The sequence below is a fragment of the Pseudarthrobacter sp. HLT1-3 genome (assembly GCF_059383535.1).
The window spans coordinates 100,598-117,085 of sequence record NZ_JBWZCJ010000016.1 but is presented as its reverse complement, the minus strand read 5'-3'; the positions used below and the strand labels follow the sequence as shown (position 1 = coordinate 117,085).

Sequence of the window (16,488 nt, the reverse complement as noted above, 5' to 3'; positions counted from 1 at the left end):
CCATGACGCCCAGCCGAAAACCGGAACCACCCCGGCCCCTCCCAAGGCCACCGTAAACGACGACCACCCACCTCAACAGGGGGTACTTAAGAGATACAAGCCTCGTTACCAGCCAGCGGCCCACGTCGTCGTTCCGAAGCTCCGGCTTCATGGTGAGAGTCAAGGGGCGGCCTTAGACCCTATAACCGGGGTCTCCGGGCCGGACACCGGAATCCTTCTTTGTATCAACGCCGGCGGCCGGCTCCCCGAGGTCTACCGCATTGACGAACTGGATGAGCAGCGCACCGCAATCTGGATGGAGGACATCTCGGAATGCCTAGGGGCGGAGTGGACCGACGTACGATGCCGGGACGCCGCGACGCTGCTCGGCAGACTCGCCGGAAGCGGCGCCGTCGGGAAGCTGGGCCCCGGCATTTCCGACTAGTGGGACGTGGACAGGGTGCGTTTCTACCTGGATGGCCCCGGCACGCTCGTATTTTTTCCCCGGCATCCGGGGCGAGGACCTTTGGAAGATTCCAGCTGTTGCCGAAGCCGCAAATCCGTGCCTGATAGCCGGACTGCGCTCCCTTGCTGACCAGGCCTATCAGCTCGCGGACGAAATCACCGCCCTTCCGGTTCTCCCTGCCCACGGCGACGCCAGCCCGCAGAACCTCCTGATCGAAAGCCACGGAGGCGGTGCCGAAGGTTCCAAAGACTTCGCGGTGATCGATTGGGGAATGTACGGGGCGCCTGCGCCGGGTTCGACCTGGGCCAACTGCTGGCCGGCTGGGTCAATCAGGACGCCCTCGGCGGGGAAGAGCTCTACCGCCTGGAAGCCCTTTGCCTCCGGGCCTATTGCGCGGGCCTGGCCGACTCCGGCGCCGACGTTGCGGACTCCACCGTGGGGCGCGTCCACGCAGCCTCCATGGCATTGTTCACGGGGCCTCAAGCGGTGCCACCGGTCTGGCACAAGTGGTTCGGCGACAGCGTCGGCGAACCGCGAGAGAACCGGAACCGCCGAAGTCCGCCATGGTTGCCTTGGCGGCAGACCTCCAGGCCGTCGCCGAACGGTTCATGCCGGCGGAATAGCCCGCGGCAGGAAGCACCGGCGGTGGCCAGCGGCGACTATGGCCAACCGGGGCGAACCGGTGCCACCATGACCGCGAACCGGCACGTGGTGACCGCGGGCCGCGGAGCCTCGCCGTTCGGCGGCCGCGCCGGCACCGATGGCGCCCAGCACTTCAGCAATGGCTTGGTCGTCGGCGGTGCCGGGGGTGTCGGTCATGGTGAGCGCCCCTTGGGAGGACGGGTTGTTGGAGGGCGTGTGTGCGGCACGACCCCTACCGGGCACCGGTCGACAGGAGGAACCCGCTGCGGGGTCTGGGCCCCGTGTCGCGTACTGGTTCGTGGGCGGAGCGCAGGGTCCCTTTGAAACGGTCGACATCGCGTCAGTACCGGATGCAGTCAGGGGCTATTGCGTCGTTCCCGCCAGGACTATCCTTCCTACGACACTCTTCTGAAAGGACAGCATCATGAGCGAAAAGGAAGAGGGCAGCGGATCCGGCAGGCCCGAGGATGCTGACGACCTCCTGAATGAAATCGACGAGGTCCTCGAGCAAAATGCTGAAAAGTTCGTCAGGGCGTTCGTCCGCAAGGGCGGCCAAGGCGCAAGCGACTTTCTCTCGCAGCAGTTCTTCGCTGACGCAGTTGCCAACGCCGTTGTTGGTGGTGCGGCATATGAGGCGCTTAAGTGGACGCTCCAGAGCGGTATCCGGGCGTTGCGGAAAGAATTGAGGCTGCGTCCTGACACTCACGTGCGGCCGATACTCACGGAAGTCCCGTTGCTGCCTGAGGGCAGAATCTTGGACTTCACGAATCCCGACGGCTCCTTCAAGGACAGGCGCGACGAGGAGCTGCTGAAAGCTTACTTTGAGTTCGTGGCCGGGATTCTTGGCGATGCTCCGCCTCACCACAATATTCAGGAGGCAGACGCCCTCCATGCGGTCATGTTCACCCGGCAACTGCTCGCCCGAACTGGCTGGGTACAACTCCCCCCGAAGCAGGCCAAGGTACTGCACGCCGCTGGTCTGAGACGGACGGGAGCGAATCTCACGGCGGCGCAGATGACTGAGGAAATCGTTGGAGCGTGGATGAAGAGAAACCCGGAGGCGTCCAAGGGTATCTATGAGCTGTGAAGGTGACGCTGGCGGAGCCGACAGTCGCCGCGCCAATGGCGGGTGTCGGCGCCCCGGTCTAGTCTTCGCTCATGCCTGAACAGCCACCGATCCGGATCACGGCAGGGTATCTGGTGTACCTGCACCCACCATCGTGGCGGCCCTCTCCAACGAACCGGACCGGCTGCTGGTCAACGACTGGCCGGAGGAGGACGGGCCGATGCCGGGTCGTCGGCGGGCCACATCTCTCAAGAGCCCCGGGTCATTGCTGCGGCGGTCGGTTAACTGGTGGGAAGGCCATGGCAGCAAAGCCCAGCAGTTCCTGCAAATCGCCCCCGAAGCCGGCCCGCCTACCGACTGGCCAGGCCCAGCGAGCTCATGATCAGCTCCGGATCAGCTGCCATGTCATGCCGTTCCCGATGCATTCCTGTATGAACAGGTACCGGAGCGGAATTCCCGACCGGCCGCAAACCTGGGTCGATCTAAAGAACACTCAGCAAATCACGTAGTAGGCGGCTCCAGCCACCATGAAGTAGTGAACGCGAAAACCCAACGGAAGGACAACCGAGAATGAACACCCAGAAGAGACCCCGCAAGGGGGTACCCGGTCCGCCGTAGGCAGCCGCTCCCCCACACAACCGATTAGGCCGTTTCCGGTACCCCACAAACCCGGAACATCAGATCAGAGGCGAGAGTGTGCACAATGTGCACACGAAAAAACACCAAAAAGCCCCTGAGCAGGGAAAACACTGTGCCCGAGGTGGGACTCGAACCGGGTTCCAGCCCTTGCAAACACTGGACTCCCGCCAAAACATCCCGAATCCGGGCCAGTCCGGTACCGGTACGGCCCAGTCCGCGACGCAAAGTGTGGACACTGTCCACACCCCCAATTCTCCCCACCAAAGACCTCCCCCAGACAGCCGCACCCCGCATTGACAGGGTGCGGTATTTCTCCGTCGCGACATCGTTGAACCCCGCGTGCGGCAACAACCTTGTCGTGTTCTCGCTCAGTGCGGGCTTTTGGGCAGACCGCGCAAGGCTGTCGGTCGCTAGGCCCTGCATTACGATTCCACCTCCCTTCACCCCTTCCATCGTCCGATGGGCCGGCAGCCGCATGACCGGGCGGCGCCCCGCGTATTCGCCAGAGCCATGCGCCAATCAGGGAATCAGGGAATCAGGGAATCAGGGAATCAGGGAATCAGGGAATCAGGGAATCAGGGAATCATAGCGACGGCACCATCCTCGGCCGGCGGCCCAGTGGAAGCCTTTGGGACCCTCGTCCCCAGAAGACAAAATCTGCGATAGGTGGATGAGGTTTCCGTGGCCCGATCGGCGGTATCACTTCCTACCGGGAGTCGGCCAAGCGCAGCTTTGACGAGCCGGTGATCCTTGCTCTCGGTGAGAAGTACGGCAAGTCCGCCGCTCAAGTGATGCTGCGCTGGCATATCGGCTGTCAGCGTGACCCCGGTGGCGCCAGTGAGTGATCGAATGATGCCCTTCTCGCAACCCTCCTGGGCTAAAGCGCCCAGGTACAGGAAATCCCCCACCGCCAGTCCTTGGTTGGATTTGAGAGTGAGGGACGAGATCCCGGCTGCTACGTCTGCATCAAGAACGGCTCGCTCTTTTATGTTCGCCGGTGCAAATGAATCAGCTTGTAGGGTTGTGGCCATTGCTCACATAATGAGCCAACCACGGAGTGGCGGCAAGAGGATTAAACGCTCGCGGTGTCAGACTCCGACTCGGATGCGGGTTCTGTGCGTGACCGACGCTTTGTCTTTTTCCACCCTTGATTGAAAGAAATTTGAGCACTCGCCACCGCGAACAGCGCAAAGCCCGCAATAGCGACTCCGAGACCGAGGCCCTGCCAGTCTTTCCCCAGGATTAGCGACGACGCCAGCGGTGAAAACGATGCCACGGCGAGTCCAACCCAGTTCAGAGGCTGCCACACCTTTTTACGGGCCTGCGTAACGTCAAGGGATCCGCCGTTTTGCCCAGCCACGCGGGCGTGGACCTTCGGGACTTCCAAGAGCCCGTCAGTCACGAACTGAAGCTCCACCCACTCGCCAACGTTTAGCAACCGCGGCGTAAATGAGACGGATTTGTCTCCGTCCCGGACGATGTCGATATTGATGGATTCATCTAGCTTCCGACTAACACTTGCAGCCAACAGCCGCGATTCGTTGAACTCAATCCTGACAGGGCCGTCAAAGTCGTCACCGTGGATCTCAGCCTTACCGCTATTGCCGACGCGCAGAACGACGATGTTCGGGCTGTCGACCTCCAGGTCGTCGTAAACAACCTTGAGCGGGAGTGACCGACTTTTGCGGGACAGGATTTTCGTCTCGGTAATGACTTCCCAACCGAACCGCTTCAGCTTACGTGACAGTAAGTAGAACCAGACACCGGTCACCAGACCCAGGACACCGAGTATGTTGCCGAACTGCTCGCCCAGCCACGTCCAATTTTCATTCACCTGACGATGCTACTGGAGGGGTGGGACAAGACTCGTCTTCACTTGGGTAGTGCGTTCCAGAACAGCATCATCGCTAGGAAGACTGAGAGAACGATGACGGCGAAGTAGACGGTCTTCCAGACCCCATTGAGCGCGTCCAGGATTGGCTTTAGGAACTCGAGTGCAATGATCAAAAGGCTGAATGCAATCGCTGCGCAGACTGGTTTGGCTAGCGCTGTGGTCCCCTCACCGATCGTCAACGCATACAAAGCGCAAAACTCACCGGCGATGATGCTCAATGTGATTCCAAGGGAGAGAGCCGCGGTAATCAGCTTCACAAGCCAACCTGATTTGGCAGAGGACTTCTGAAACTGACAGCGGGGCCCTTGCCCGTGCGGAGTCTCTTCGAAACGTCCCTTTGAGTTAGACAGCGACGTCAGGCGGGCGCGCATCAGTCAGTGCGCGTTCAAGCAATATCAGGTCGATCTGACCAAGCACGTCAACACCGTAGATGAAGGCTTCCAGCTCAAAGGGCCCGGCGTTACCGCCGACGCTAAAATAGGCGAGCCAAATTTCGTCTAAAGACATCTCGCAGGTTGCGACAAGGTTTCGGGCCCGGGACCGGGCGTCCATATCCCAATGCTAGAAACGCGTCAGCCTCACCACAAGACAGCGTTGCTACCCACCCGCGCAATCCCACCCAAGCCGACGCCGTAGGCAGTCCCCGAACCTATTGGGCGGCGGCACGCGATGCTGTGGTTTTGTCAGAGCTCCCTGACGTTTCGGCCCATGAGCACTGGCTCAGAGACTCAGTCCCCTGGAGCCAGCGGGAAAACTGCCCTAGTTTCGGACGCGACCCGGTGGGACCATGCAGAGATGAGCGAGAACGCACAGCGCCGTTAGGTCGCTTCTCTCCCGGCGGCGAGGAAGAACCCGTGCCGACCCCGCTTGGAGATCACCCCGGCAAACCGTCCCCGCAGCATACGAGCGCCGTGGGCCAGCGCCGCCGGGATTCAGAGGAACAGCTTGAACAAGAACATCGCGAAGCCAAGGCAAGCCGGTTGGCTGAGCCGGCCTTCGCCATCATCTGTCCTCGAGGCTCCGGGAAGGACACCCGGTACGGGAGGAAATCAATGGACGTCAACGTTCTGCGCCGGGCGGCCAGGAACGGCCTCGACGACGGAAACTTCACCCTGCTGGATCTCTCGCTCGGCTTCTGGGCACACGGAGGCCACGCCGAGGCATGGGACCTGGACGCCTTCATTTACGGCCTGAAGACCCTGTCCGGTTCCGACATCCTCGTTCTCGCTTGGACGCTGGAGGAACTTCACGACGCCTGAGGGATCGGAACCGCCACAGGCTCTGGAGCCGATCCCTCAGGCGTTCTGCTGGTTCCAGGCGGTCATCGTCGCTGGTGGCCGGGGCGGCAGGTGACGGTAGAGGCTGGAGCGGGTGATTCCGGTTGCCTGAACGATCCCTCCGATCGAGAGCCGGGTCGCGCAGGTGTGCGACGTAGGCAAGTTTGGTCGGATCGACCACTCTGGGCCATCCAATTCAGGGTGCTGAATACAGGGAGTTACTACTTCCTTGCACTCCAGGACGATGACCTTGAGCAATAGCCTTGTGAGCCGGTCAAGCGGTTCGCGACAGGGCTGGGGGAACTTGTTTGTGGGAATTCTTCGTGCGGATCCTCCGGCGGGTGACCGCGTTCGCCACGCGCAAGCACAGAGCCCAGTATGTTGCCCCCGCGGCGAGCGAGGCCGCGACGGCCAGTGCCGGGCTTATCCCGGCCAGGGGCGGGTAGATCAGCCAGTGGACCAGGTACGCGTAGAGGGAGGCGCTGGCCAACACCACCGTGAGACGGCGGAGGCCCTTCGGCACAGGGATGCTGGGCAGCCAGATGAGAATCAGGATCCCGGCGAGGAGCGTGACTTCCCGGGTCGCGTTGTCGAAGAACCCCGGTACGGTGAGTACTGCAATTGCTGAGACCACGCAGCGTTGGGCTACCGTCCGGGACCGTGCAATGGCCCAGCCGAGTGCGAAGAGCCAGAGGGCCGGCGCCGTGTTTGGCACCCCCGGGTTCACGAGTTCGTAACGGGTGAGCAGCCCTGCTCCGGTCAGAGCCAGCGGAAGAAGCAGGGGAAACCGCCGCTCGGCGCGGTTCACCCACGGAACGGCCAGCAGGGCCGTCATTCCCAGGAGCAGGTAGACAAGTATTTCGATGAACCAGAAGTGCCACTGTGTGGTCACTGCCTCCGGCCCGACGATGGCGTTCAGGAGCAGGATATTGGCAGGTGTGTAGTTGTCGGTGATCAGATAGGCGACGGCGATAAACGCCATGCTGGGCACGACGATCCTGGCCAGGCTGGCCAGCTGCCGCCGCAGGCGCTGGAGACGTTCCCCCGAGAGCTGGAAGCGGGCGAAGTTGTACCCGGCCACGGCCATGAGCACGTGGGCCGCGCCCTGCCAGCTGAACAAACCGACGTGTGTGCTGACGATCAGGACGATCCCCACGGCCCGCAGCACGACGCTTGTCTCGAGCGGCGCAAAGAATCGCCGCAGCTTCCCGGCCGGAGCAGTGCGGGGCAGCGGTTCCAGGTCCCGGACCGGAGTCACGTGCCAATCCGGCGGGAGATGACCCAAGGCTTGTTCCAGCCTGACCGATGCCGCCACGTAGGACAGCGAGTCCCCGCCCAGGGAGACAAAGGTATCGCCGTCGGCAATGTCGGCGACCTCCAGGGCGTCCGCAAAAATCCTTCGGACGGTGCCGGGGCCGTCGGATGACCGGTCCGCATGCGCGCGCACGGGTTCGGGCTCAGCCCGGGACAGCGCCAGGACAGCCTGATAGTCCAGTTTGCCCGTGGCCAGGCGCGGGAGATGTTCGACGACGTGGATCTGGAGAGCGGCACGCGGCAGCCCCATGCCCTGGGCCAGGACCTTTCCCAGCAGTCGCGTGTCGTGCTCGCCCTCAACGGCGACGACGAGGCCGTCGTCGGTCCCGGCGCTGGCTGCCTGCACGCCGAGGTCGGCCAGGAGCCGCTCCACCTGCCCGAGGTCAACGCGCAGGCCGACGATTTTGACGAACCTGCTGCGGCGCCCCACTACTTCGTAGACTCCTGAGGGGTGCTGCCGGGCGAGGTCGCCGGTACGGAGCTCACCGATGGCCCGGCCCTTGCCGAGGTCCTCGGCCCTCTCGGCGTAGCCGAGCATGACGTTCGGGCCTGTGTAGACAAGTTCGCCATGATCCAGGCCGGGAACGGGATCGATGCGGAAGGCGCCTCCGGGGACGGGAATGCCAATGGCCCCGGGAACTGTGGCCGCGAGCTCAGGCGGCAGATATGCCATCCGGGCGGTGGCCTCCGTCTGTCCGTACATCACGAATAGATCCCAGCCCATACGGCGCCCGAGCCCGGCATAGTGTCGCACCATCTCCGGTGCGAGCCGGCCGCCGGCCTGGGTGACGTAGCGCAGGCCCGGCAACTCCATATCCGCGAACCCCACCCGTTCCAGCAGCTCGAAGGTGTAGGGAACGGCCGCGAATGACGTCGCCCCGCGGTTTCGGAAAAGCTCCCAGAAGCACGGATCAACGACGGACAGGTCAGTGAGGACCAGTCCCGCACCGCGGAGCAGGTGGCTGTTGATCACCGACAACCCGTAGCAGTAGGACATCGGCAGCGTCGTCGCCGCACGGTCGCCCGGACCGATGTTCAGGTACTCGGAAATAGACTCCGCGTTAGATTGCAGGTTCGCATGCGACACACGTACAAGCTTGGGCGAGCCCGTGGACCCGGACGTGCTCAGTAGGAGGGCAAGATCCGGATGCAGCGTGTGCCTGGTGCCCGGCCTGCGTTCCTCGAGGACGATGCGCCCGTTCCTTGACCGCACAAGCACATCGGGGTCATAGGCCCCAACGAGGGATTCCAAGGCAGCTGGTTTGTCCTCGGGCAGGAGGATCAGGGGGTGCCCGCCCACCAGTGCCGCCAGATAGGCGACAAGCGATTCGAGGTCGTTCGCTGCGGCCAGCGCGACAAGGCGCCGTTCGGTGCCGAGCCGGACCGCAAGATCGTCGACGCGCTCCGCCAGTTCCCGGTAGGTCACCGCGATGTTGTCGGTGAGAATGGCGGGGCTGTCCCCGTAGCTCGCAAGATCAGCGGCAAAGGGTACCCGCATGAAATCAAGCTGCGTGGTCACCCGGACGATGGTAGTAGATTAGGCTCACCTAAGCAAAATTAAGGTACAAAAGTCTTGCGTAATACCCCTTCGCCGGTCATTGAAAATGTCGGTCTGAACGGAGCCCGTCAGGGCGGCCCGAAGAGCCACCACCCGAGGGCGTGGCTTGAGGCACGGCCGGCAGGGTGACCACGAATGCAATTGGTCCCGATGAAGCAGTCCTTCGTCGCGTTGGACACGCCCGGACAGGACTCGCTCATGTTCTCCATCGAATTCCATCAGGGCGGCGCTTCATTTCTGTCTCGGCCAGTGCCGTACGGCCAAGACATCGACGGCGTCGGAGACAAGGCGATCCTCGTCGTCCGGATGGACCCCGGAGGACCGAAATCCCTCCGGCACCCGAGCGACGTACCGCTCACTTACATGTCCCTCATGGTGGCCCGCGGCCAGAACATGGCCATCTTCACCGCACAGATCCTCATCTCCCCGACCGGTCCCACAGCCAAGCAGACCAAGGACAAACTCATCACCCCTCGTCAAGGAACGACTTCTGACCCTGGGACAGTCTTTAGGAGGAACCCATGATCGAATCGCTGCCGGCCCGAGCTTCGCCGCGCCGGAGGAATTCAACGTCCAGCTCAGCAGATGGCTGCACGGGACCAGCCGTCGAGAAGTCCCGAAACACCGGGAGGCGCCCTGCGGAGCTGATCGGCGCCGACCGGGCCACGATGCTGCCAGCTGCCGCCGGTAGGCACATCAGCTGAAGTCGGTGAACCGTCAATCCTTCAGGGATCGTACGGGCGGCTTCCCTTCCCAGCTATCTTCGACTCCGGCCCGCGGGAGCTTCCCGTTGCGGTAGGCAATAGTGCTGCGCTTGAAGACCCCGGCGAAGAGCGAGACGTCCACGCCGGCCACGCCGGGATGTGCTGCGATTCCCTCCATCACCCCGCGCAGCTCCACAAGGCTCCGGGCCGCGGCCTGAACCAGGATGCGGCCAGGGACGTTGACGGCCCACCGCGTCTCCGGCAAATCAGCAATGTACCGTCCGGCGGCGTCTAAAGCGAGGGCATTGGCACGCACAGTCAGGAGGGCTTCAACCGGATATCCGATCGAGGCCGGGTCGAGGACGGCACGTACGTACACTGCGCCGTTGGCAATGAGTGTTTCGAGCCGACGGCTCGCGGTGGCCTTTGACACGCCCAGGCCAGTGGCCAGCTCCTCGATTGTCCTGCGGCCATTGGCCCGCAGGAGCTCGGCAAAAGCGCGGTTCGGTTCGTCGAGGCGCGACATCCCGGGTTCCGCGGACTGCGTGGCGAAATGCGGTTGCTCAGAGGGGCTGAGCGCCTCGTACTGCTCCCGGGTGAGGAGGTCCGGCCGCCAGCCCGAGACGGTGCGGTAGTACTCGAATATCGGCTCGAGCGAAACGTCCTGCACGCCATCGAGCGCGGCGAGCTCGCCGTACAGAAACGGGCCCACGGCTTCCCGTTCGAGAAAGAGTTCACCAATGCACTCGCTCGCCCCGGACAGAGAGCTGATCCAGTGCGTCTCCGGTCGCTCGGCGAGCCACGTCCCCACCGTCGTGATGGCGGACGGCGCGGCGGCGACGCGGAGCATGTAGAGATCCACGGGCGCAAGCGCCACGGGGTTCGGGAAAGACTGCACGCGCACCTCCCCGGATGCGAGGAGACTGTTGCCCCGGCGGGCTACAGTGCGCTCCTGCTGCCCGAGCACCTCGGCGATGAGCCTCCACGGGGCCCGGCCATTGCGGATAAGGGCTGCCACGATCTGGCAGTCGAGGTCATCGAGCATGCGTATCATCCTCTCATCCCCCGGGGGGCGCCGCCCATAAGGGCGCACGCACGACGGCGGGTGGCTGCCCGCCGTCGTGCCTTGGCTATTTGCCCACGTATTCGAACAGCACCGTAAGCGCTGCACCGGTGCCGTTGACCACGGCGAGCTCAGCATCGGGCGCGAAGTGTGGCGAATGGTTGCCTGCTGGCGAGGCGCCGTCGGCGAACGCTTCGGCCGGGAACGCGCCGAAGGACCAGAAGACCACCGGGACATCGATCGCGTCGCCGAGCCAGCCGGCGTCCTCCGAGCCCATGCCAAGCGGCTCGGCGATGACGGAGTCCGGCCCGAAGCCCGCCAGGAGCGCCGCCGTGGCGCGCGCGGTGTGCTCGGCGTCGTTGAAGAGGCGCGGGAACCGGTTGATCTCCACGATTGCGGGGTCCTCGATGCCGGAAGCGGCGGCCTCGGCGGCCACAATGCGGCGAATCGAGCCCAGGACGCGGGCACGGACGTCCTCGTCGGGCGTGCGCACGTTGACGCTGAACTCGGCGGTTTCCGGGATGATGTTCTCCTTGAGGCCCGCGTGGAACGTGCCGACCGTCACGACGGCCGGCGTGATCGGGGCGAGCTCGCGCGAGACGATCGTCTGGAGGCGCAGGACCATCGAGGCCGCCGCGACGATCGGGTCGAGTGACTTCTCCGGCTGCGACCCGTGGGCCTGGCGGCCACGGACAGTGATCCGCCAAGAATCGGCAAGGCTTGCCATGTTCCCCGCACGCAACCAGAACTTCCCCGCCGCGAGAGGCATGACATGCTGCGCCAGGACCACCTCGGGACGCGGCGCGCGGTCCCACAGGCCGTCGTCGACCATCGCCTTGGCACCCCACGCAGTCTCCTCGCCGGGCTGGAAGAGGAGTACGACGGTCCCGTGCCACGCGCCGCGATTAGCCGTGAGGTACTTCGCTGCCGCGAGGGCCGCGGTGATGTGGGTGTCGTGGCCACAGCCGTGCATCGTGGGCGCCTCGCTGCCGTCGGGCAGCGTGCCGGTGGTGGTGCTCGCGTAGTCGAGACCGGTGGCCTCCGCGATGGGCAGGCCGTCCGTATCCGCGCGGAAGCCGACCACGGGGCCCTCGCCGTTGGTCAGGAGACCAACGACGCCGGTCCCGCCGGAGCGGAAGTGCTCGATGCCCAGCTCGGTCAGCCGGGCCTCGATCGCCTCGGCCGTCCGGTGCTCGACCGAGGACAGCTCCGGCGCGCGGTGGAAGCCCTTGTACATTTCGACGTGCTCGGCGACGAAGCCCGCGGGAACCTTGATGCCCGTAGCGAGGGCGACGGTGGTGTTGGCGTCAGTCATGGTGGCCTTTCGTGTCAGTCAGGTTCTGTTGTGTTCTGTTCTATTCGCGGAGCTCAGTGTCCGACGGACGGCGGCGCGTCGGTCGCCGCCGACCCGACGGCGCGCTTCCGTGCGAACCACGCGACGATGATCACGGCAACGACCGACATCGCCGTCGCGTAGTTGGTGAGCGCCGGCGCAAGCCGGATCACGCCGTATACGACGAGGGCCGAGACAACTGCGGCGATGATCGTGGTCCGCGCGTTCTTCATCGACACAACGGCCTGGACCGTTACGGCGCCGAAGACAGCCGCAAGGATGTACAGGCGGGCCACCGCGACGACCCCCGCCGGCAAGAGGCCCAAAAGCCAGGTGCCGAGGAAGCCCACGAGGATGATGAGCGTGGTGATGTGGACGATCGCCGCGCCGATTATCGCAGCGCCCGCGATGAGCTCGGCCCGTCGCGTGCCCGGCTTCTCGCCGAGATCGGTCTGGGCGATGAGTGCGGAAGGGAGCAGCTTGTTGGCGATGTTCCCGATCATGAACGCCTGGTACATCGCGGAGCGTCCGAGGATTGGGTAATAGGAGATCGGCTCGACGACGGCGATGATGCCGAACGTCGCGAAGACGATGCCGAACGCAGTCCACACTTCCTGGCCCGTGATACCGAGGCCCGTTCCGAACGCCGTGAAGAGCGCGGCGGCGAGGGAGACGAGGAAGCCAAGCCCCAGGGTGATGGGGCCCCAGATGGACGTGGTGCGATCGAACTGTGCGAGTCCGTCGAGGGATGCTGTTTTAGAGGACATGAGCGGTTCTCCTGGGCTCGTGCTACTTGGCGGTGACAAGGAAGGCGGCGGCAAGGGCTACAAAGATCGAGATGCCGAGGCCCCACTCGCGCAGCCAGGGCTTGTTCAAGAACTTCGCGGCGGCGATGCACAGGCCCATCACGGCCGCCGAGACGAGCAAAACGAGAACGTGGACCCCCGATTTGGTGGTCTCGGTGAAGGCGAGCGTGATGAACGCGGCGAGGATCGCTGCCGTCGGGACCACGGTCATGACGGCCGGGTTGACCCTGCGCAGCGTTTCGTCGCCCTTGGACAGGATGGGGGTGAGGATGAGCGCCGTGAGCATCCACACCAGGCCACCGAGCGTCATCGCCGCGAACCCAATCGCGAATACCTTCTGGGTATAGGTGGGGCCACCGAGCTGCGCGCCCTGCGACTGGGCTGCCAGGCCCGCCGCGGCGACGTCGAAGGCTGCGGAGCCGACCAGGCCGATGCGGGTCAAGACAGCCGGCGTGCTGAAGAGCGGCAGGAGTGAGATCGCCACAAGGGCGACGGCAAGCGAAGGTCCGATCGCGGCGATGCCGCCACGGCGGACCGAGCCCAAGACCTGCTCGTCCGTGAGATTGACCGAGCTGGCGGCCTTGCGGATCGCGCGCAGGTAAATGACTGACTGGAGCACGATGACCGCGAACACGGCGGCCGCGCAGATCCAAAGGACAGGGTGGAAAGACACTGGGCTGATGTCGGTCGAACCCGGGTCAACGGCGAAGCTGTGCATCCGCACTCCTTTGATGATTCATGTGATGGCCATGTGTGATGTCGATCTAACATGACTGTGATCTGCATCATTACTGATTTCATCAATGAGACGGCATTTGATGTCCAAAAGTCAACCGTCTTGCCATTAAATAGTCGATAAAGGCTAAAGGGGGGTGTGCACTTCCGGCCAGATGTTTTCGGCCAGTGACGGCTTGTCGCCCTCGCCCCGGGCAGTACCTTCGTACAGCGGCGGCCTCAGTAAAGATCCGGTCTGGGTCGTCTCCGTGTTGCTCGACCAGCATGCGTTGACGCCGGGGAGGCAGGGCTCGTCGGGATCTGATTGAGGGCAACGTGGCCAGCTCCCACCGCCAAAACTGGGAGGGCCGCGATGGCGGATACCAGAAGCCGGATGCGGCGGTGAAGGGAAAATGGGGTGCCGGCGGCGGGTTAACTGACGGGAAGGCGATGGCAGCAAGGCCCACCTGTTCCTGAAAATCGCCCCCGAGGCCGGCCCCGCCTGTCGACTGGCGAGGCTCAGCGAGCTCATGATCAGCTCCGGATCGGTTGCCAGGTCATGCCGTTCCGCCCACCTTCCCGCATGAACAGGTACCTGAGCGAAAAACCGTTACCGGACCCAGCACGAGCCCGATCGAAAGAATAATCATCAAATCATGTTGTACGCGGCCCTAGCCACCATGAAGTAGTGAACGCGAAAACCCAACGGAAAGGACGGACGAGGATGAACACCCAGAAGCGACCACACAGGGCGGTACGCGGCCCGCCGTAGTCAGCCGCTCCCCCACACAACCAAATAGGTCCTTCCGGGACCCCACACACCCGGGACATCAGATCCGAGGCAAGAGTGTGGACACTGTCCACACGAAAAAACACCAAAAAAGCCGCTGACCTGCGGAAACACTGTGCCCGAGGTGGGACTCGAACCGGGTTCCAGCCCCTGAATTTCCGCCGCTCCCCCGAAAACCTCCGCAATCCGGCCCAATCCGGCACCAGTACGACTCGATCCGAAGCCCAGGGTGTGCACATTGTGCACACCCTCATTCTTGCCCATTATGTTCCTTGGTCCAGAAGTCTGTCGTGATGGTGCGGGCCACGACAGGTTCACGCTGTGCGTGATGTTGCTCCTCTCTGGCCTAATGTTCTCCGAAGCGTCGGCGACGACTCCTACCAGACACCCACCGAGGCGGCATTGGACAGTTTGGGAGTCGACATGGGTCATGGCTGTTCGTTCCTCCTTTCCGAACATCTCATGGGCAAACGGTGACGTAACCGCATGACCGACACTCACTGGCCGCCCCTTGTAGAAGTGGGGCATGCAAGGCTCCGCATTGCGCCGTGAGAACGCCTGCTTGTACGTTTTTGGAACGGCCGACGGCGTCAATCACCAGGTCCGTGCCGCTGCCCCGCAGTGCCCGGATGGCCTCAATGGGATCTTCTCGGCTGGACAGCTTGCGTCGGCGATCGCGGCGATACCCACACCGCCGAGCAAGCCATTGTGGTCCTCATGCATTGTGATTCATTCATGCGGCTCGACGGCGAGCATCCGCCGCGCTTGGGGCCAGTGCCCTGTCAGCTAGCCCCAGCCCCGAATGACGGCTTGATCAGTTGGTGCGGATGAACTCATTTGGAACGTCCGCCGTGCGCCGGTCAAAAACGAGGGCTCCAACTTCCTGTTCGGCCTGATTCCGGATGGAAAGGTCGATACCTGAGCGGTCCCGCACCAGTGAGACGGCCACAAGAGAGATGAGTGTCATCCCGACCAGGTACAGGGAAACGGCTTCGGTTCCGCCTGTGGCCTGCACCAATGCTGTGGCGATAGTCGGGGCAAAGGCGCCGCCCAGGATCGCTCCTAAAGCATAAGAGATGGACACACCCGAGAAGCGAACCGAGGCAGGGAACATTTCCGAGTACAGGGCAGCCTGCGGGCCATACGCCAGTCCCAGACCGACGGTAAATATAGTCAGCGCCAGATAGAGCATCGCCAAGGATCCTGTGTTGATCAGCCAGAAGAGCGGGAAGCAGGCTAGCAACTGGGTGCCGAAGCCTATGAAGTAGGTGCGCTTGCGGCCAATCCTGTCCGAGAGGTATCCGGCGAGGTAGGTGAAGATAAGCCAGACAGCAGAACCGTAAGCGACTGCGACGAGCACGTCAGTGCGTCCGTGACCGACAGCGGGGCTGGTCGCGTAGCTGGGGATGAAGCCGCCTGTTGCCATATACCCTGCAGCGTTGTTGCCCGCGAAGATCAGGGCAGCGATGATTACGAGCAGTCCGTGGCGCCGGAATAGCTCCACGATTGGTGTCTTGGGCTGTTTTTTGGCTGCAGCGATTTCCTGGAATACGGGGGATTCGTCCACCGCGCGGCGTACGAAGTAGCCCACGGCAACGAGAACAATACTCAGCAGGAAGGGCACGCGCCATCCCCATTCGAGGAAGGCTGCCCCAGGGGAAACTACCCCGGTCATGAGTGCTGTGACGCCGGAGGCCAGCAGCAGTCCCAGTGGGACGCCCAGTTGTGGGAAAGCCCCGGCCCGTCCGCGGCGGTCGCTGGGGGCGTGCTCGACCGCCATCAGGACGGCGCCTCCCCATTCACCGCCGGCGGAGATGCCTTGCAGGATCCTCAGCAGCAGGAGCATGACCGGGGCGATGATACCGGCGGTCGCGTAGGTCGGCAGGAAGCCGATCAGGGTGGTTGCGACGCCCATGAGGATCAGGGTCAGCACAAGCATGGCGCGGCGGCCGATCTTGTCGCCGTAGTGGCCGGCCAGGAAGGCGCCGAGGGGTCGGAAAAGGAAGCTGATGCCGACGGAGGCGAAGGACAGCAGCAGTCCGATGGAGGAGCCGGCTGGTTCGAAGAACAGCTGGGCGAATACCAGGCCGGCTGCCGTGGCGTAGATGAAGAAGTCGTACCATTCAACGGTGGTGCCGATGACGGTTGCAAAGGCGACGCGACGTTGGTTCGCCTTCGAACTGTGTGTGGACATGCTCATGGTTCTCCAGTTGGTGTGAGCGCTGTACTCCGAGGGGAATCCC

The 16,488-nt window shown here is 63.5% G+C and carries 13 protein-coding genes and 1 pseudogene; 4 read left to right on the top strand and 10 right to left on the bottom strand.

What is annotated here, in order from left to right:
• Positions 1-424: hypothetical protein (locus AC50X9_RS14575; RefSeq protein WP_494894466.1), on the top strand; the 424-nt coding region annotated here is incomplete at its 5' end.
• A 627-nt stretch (positions 425-1,051) separates the two neighbouring features.
• Here AC50X9_RS14575 and AC50X9_RS14570 read toward each other — a convergent pair.
• Complete coding sequence (locus AC50X9_RS14570; RefSeq protein ID WP_494894465.1) at positions 1,052-1,264, bottom strand: hypothetical protein; 213 nt, start codon at positions 1,262-1,264, stop codon at positions 1,052-1,054.
• Between the two features lie 292 nt (positions 1,265-1,556).
• Between AC50X9_RS14570 and AC50X9_RS14565 the strand changes: the two are divergent.
• Positions 1,557-1,643: pseudogene (locus AC50X9_RS14565) on the top strand (ubiquitin-like protein Pup); the annotation flags it as partial.
• Between the two features lie 2,221 nt (positions 1,644-3,864).
• Here AC50X9_RS14565 and AC50X9_RS14560 read toward each other — a convergent pair.
• The 3 genes from AC50X9_RS14560 to AC50X9_RS14550 form a co-directional block, all read right to left on the bottom strand.
• Complete coding sequence (locus AC50X9_RS14560) at positions 3,865-4,626, bottom strand: hypothetical protein (RefSeq protein ID WP_494894464.1); 762 nt, start codon at positions 4,624-4,626, stop codon at positions 3,865-3,867.
• A gap of 38 nt (positions 4,627-4,664) precedes the next feature.
• A complete protein-coding gene (locus AC50X9_RS14555; RefSeq protein WP_494894463.1) occupies positions 4,665-4,943 on the bottom strand; it encodes a hypothetical protein in 279 nt (92 codons plus the stop codon).
• An 85-nt stretch (positions 4,944-5,028) separates the two neighbouring features.
• Positions 5,029-5,238: a hypothetical protein gene (locus AC50X9_RS14550; RefSeq protein WP_494894462.1), complete on the bottom strand. Its 210-nt coding sequence runs from the start codon at positions 5,236-5,238 to the stop codon at positions 5,029-5,031.
• A 500-nt stretch (positions 5,239-5,738) separates the two neighbouring features.
• Here AC50X9_RS14550 and AC50X9_RS14545 point away from each other — a divergent pair, with 500 nt between their 5' ends.
• A complete protein-coding gene (locus AC50X9_RS14545) occupies positions 5,739-5,945 on the top strand; it encodes a hypothetical protein (protein WP_494894461.1) in 207 nt (68 codons plus the stop codon).
• A 292-nt stretch (positions 5,946-6,237) separates the two neighbouring features.
• On the opposite strand, the gene AC50X9_RS14540 is transcribed toward AC50X9_RS14545, so the two are convergent.
• Positions 6,238-8,796 (bottom strand): AMP-binding protein, encoded by a 2,559-nt coding sequence (locus tag AC50X9_RS14540; RefSeq protein WP_494894460.1) that lies wholly within the window; start codon positions 8,794-8,796, stop codon positions 6,238-6,240.
• 174 nt (positions 8,797-8,970) lie between these two features.
• Here AC50X9_RS14540 and AC50X9_RS14535 point away from each other — a divergent pair, with 174 nt between their 5' ends.
• Positions 8,971-9,360, top strand: a complete 390-nt coding sequence (locus AC50X9_RS14535) for a hypothetical protein (protein ID WP_494894459.1) — start codon at positions 8,971-8,973, stop codon at positions 9,358-9,360.
• Positions 9,361-9,552: 192 nt separating this feature from the next.
• Here the strand turns inward: AC50X9_RS14535 and AC50X9_RS14530 are convergent, their stop codons facing one another.
• The 5 genes from AC50X9_RS14530 to AC50X9_RS14510 all read right to left on the bottom strand — a co-directional run bounded on the left by AC50X9_RS14530 (position 9,553) and on the right by AC50X9_RS14510 (position 16,439).
• Positions 9,553-10,584, bottom strand: coding sequence for an Lrp/AsnC family transcriptional regulator (locus AC50X9_RS14530; RefSeq protein WP_494894458.1), 1,032 nt, complete (start codon positions 10,582-10,584; stop codon positions 9,553-9,555).
• A gap of 85 nt (positions 10,585-10,669) precedes the next feature.
• Positions 10,670-11,917, bottom strand: a complete 1,248-nt coding sequence (locus AC50X9_RS14525; RefSeq protein WP_494894457.1) for an amidohydrolase — start codon at positions 11,915-11,917, stop codon at positions 10,670-10,672.
• Between the two features lie 53 nt (positions 11,918-11,970).
• Complete coding sequence (locus tag AC50X9_RS14520) at positions 11,971-12,702, bottom strand: hypothetical protein (protein ID WP_494894456.1); 732 nt, start codon at positions 12,700-12,702, stop codon at positions 11,971-11,973.
• Between the two features lie 22 nt (positions 12,703-12,724).
• Positions 12,725-13,459, bottom strand: coding sequence for a DUF5058 family protein (locus AC50X9_RS14515; RefSeq protein WP_494894455.1), 735 nt, complete (start codon positions 13,457-13,459; stop codon positions 12,725-12,727).
• Positions 13,460-15,059: 1,600 nt separating this feature from the next.
• Positions 15,060-16,439 carry an MFS transporter gene (locus AC50X9_RS14510; RefSeq protein ID WP_494894454.1) on the bottom strand — a complete coding sequence of 460 codons (1,380 nt, stop codon included), beginning with the start codon at positions 16,437-16,439 and terminating at the stop codon, positions 15,060-15,062.
• Positions 16,440-16,488 lie beyond the last annotated feature (49 nt).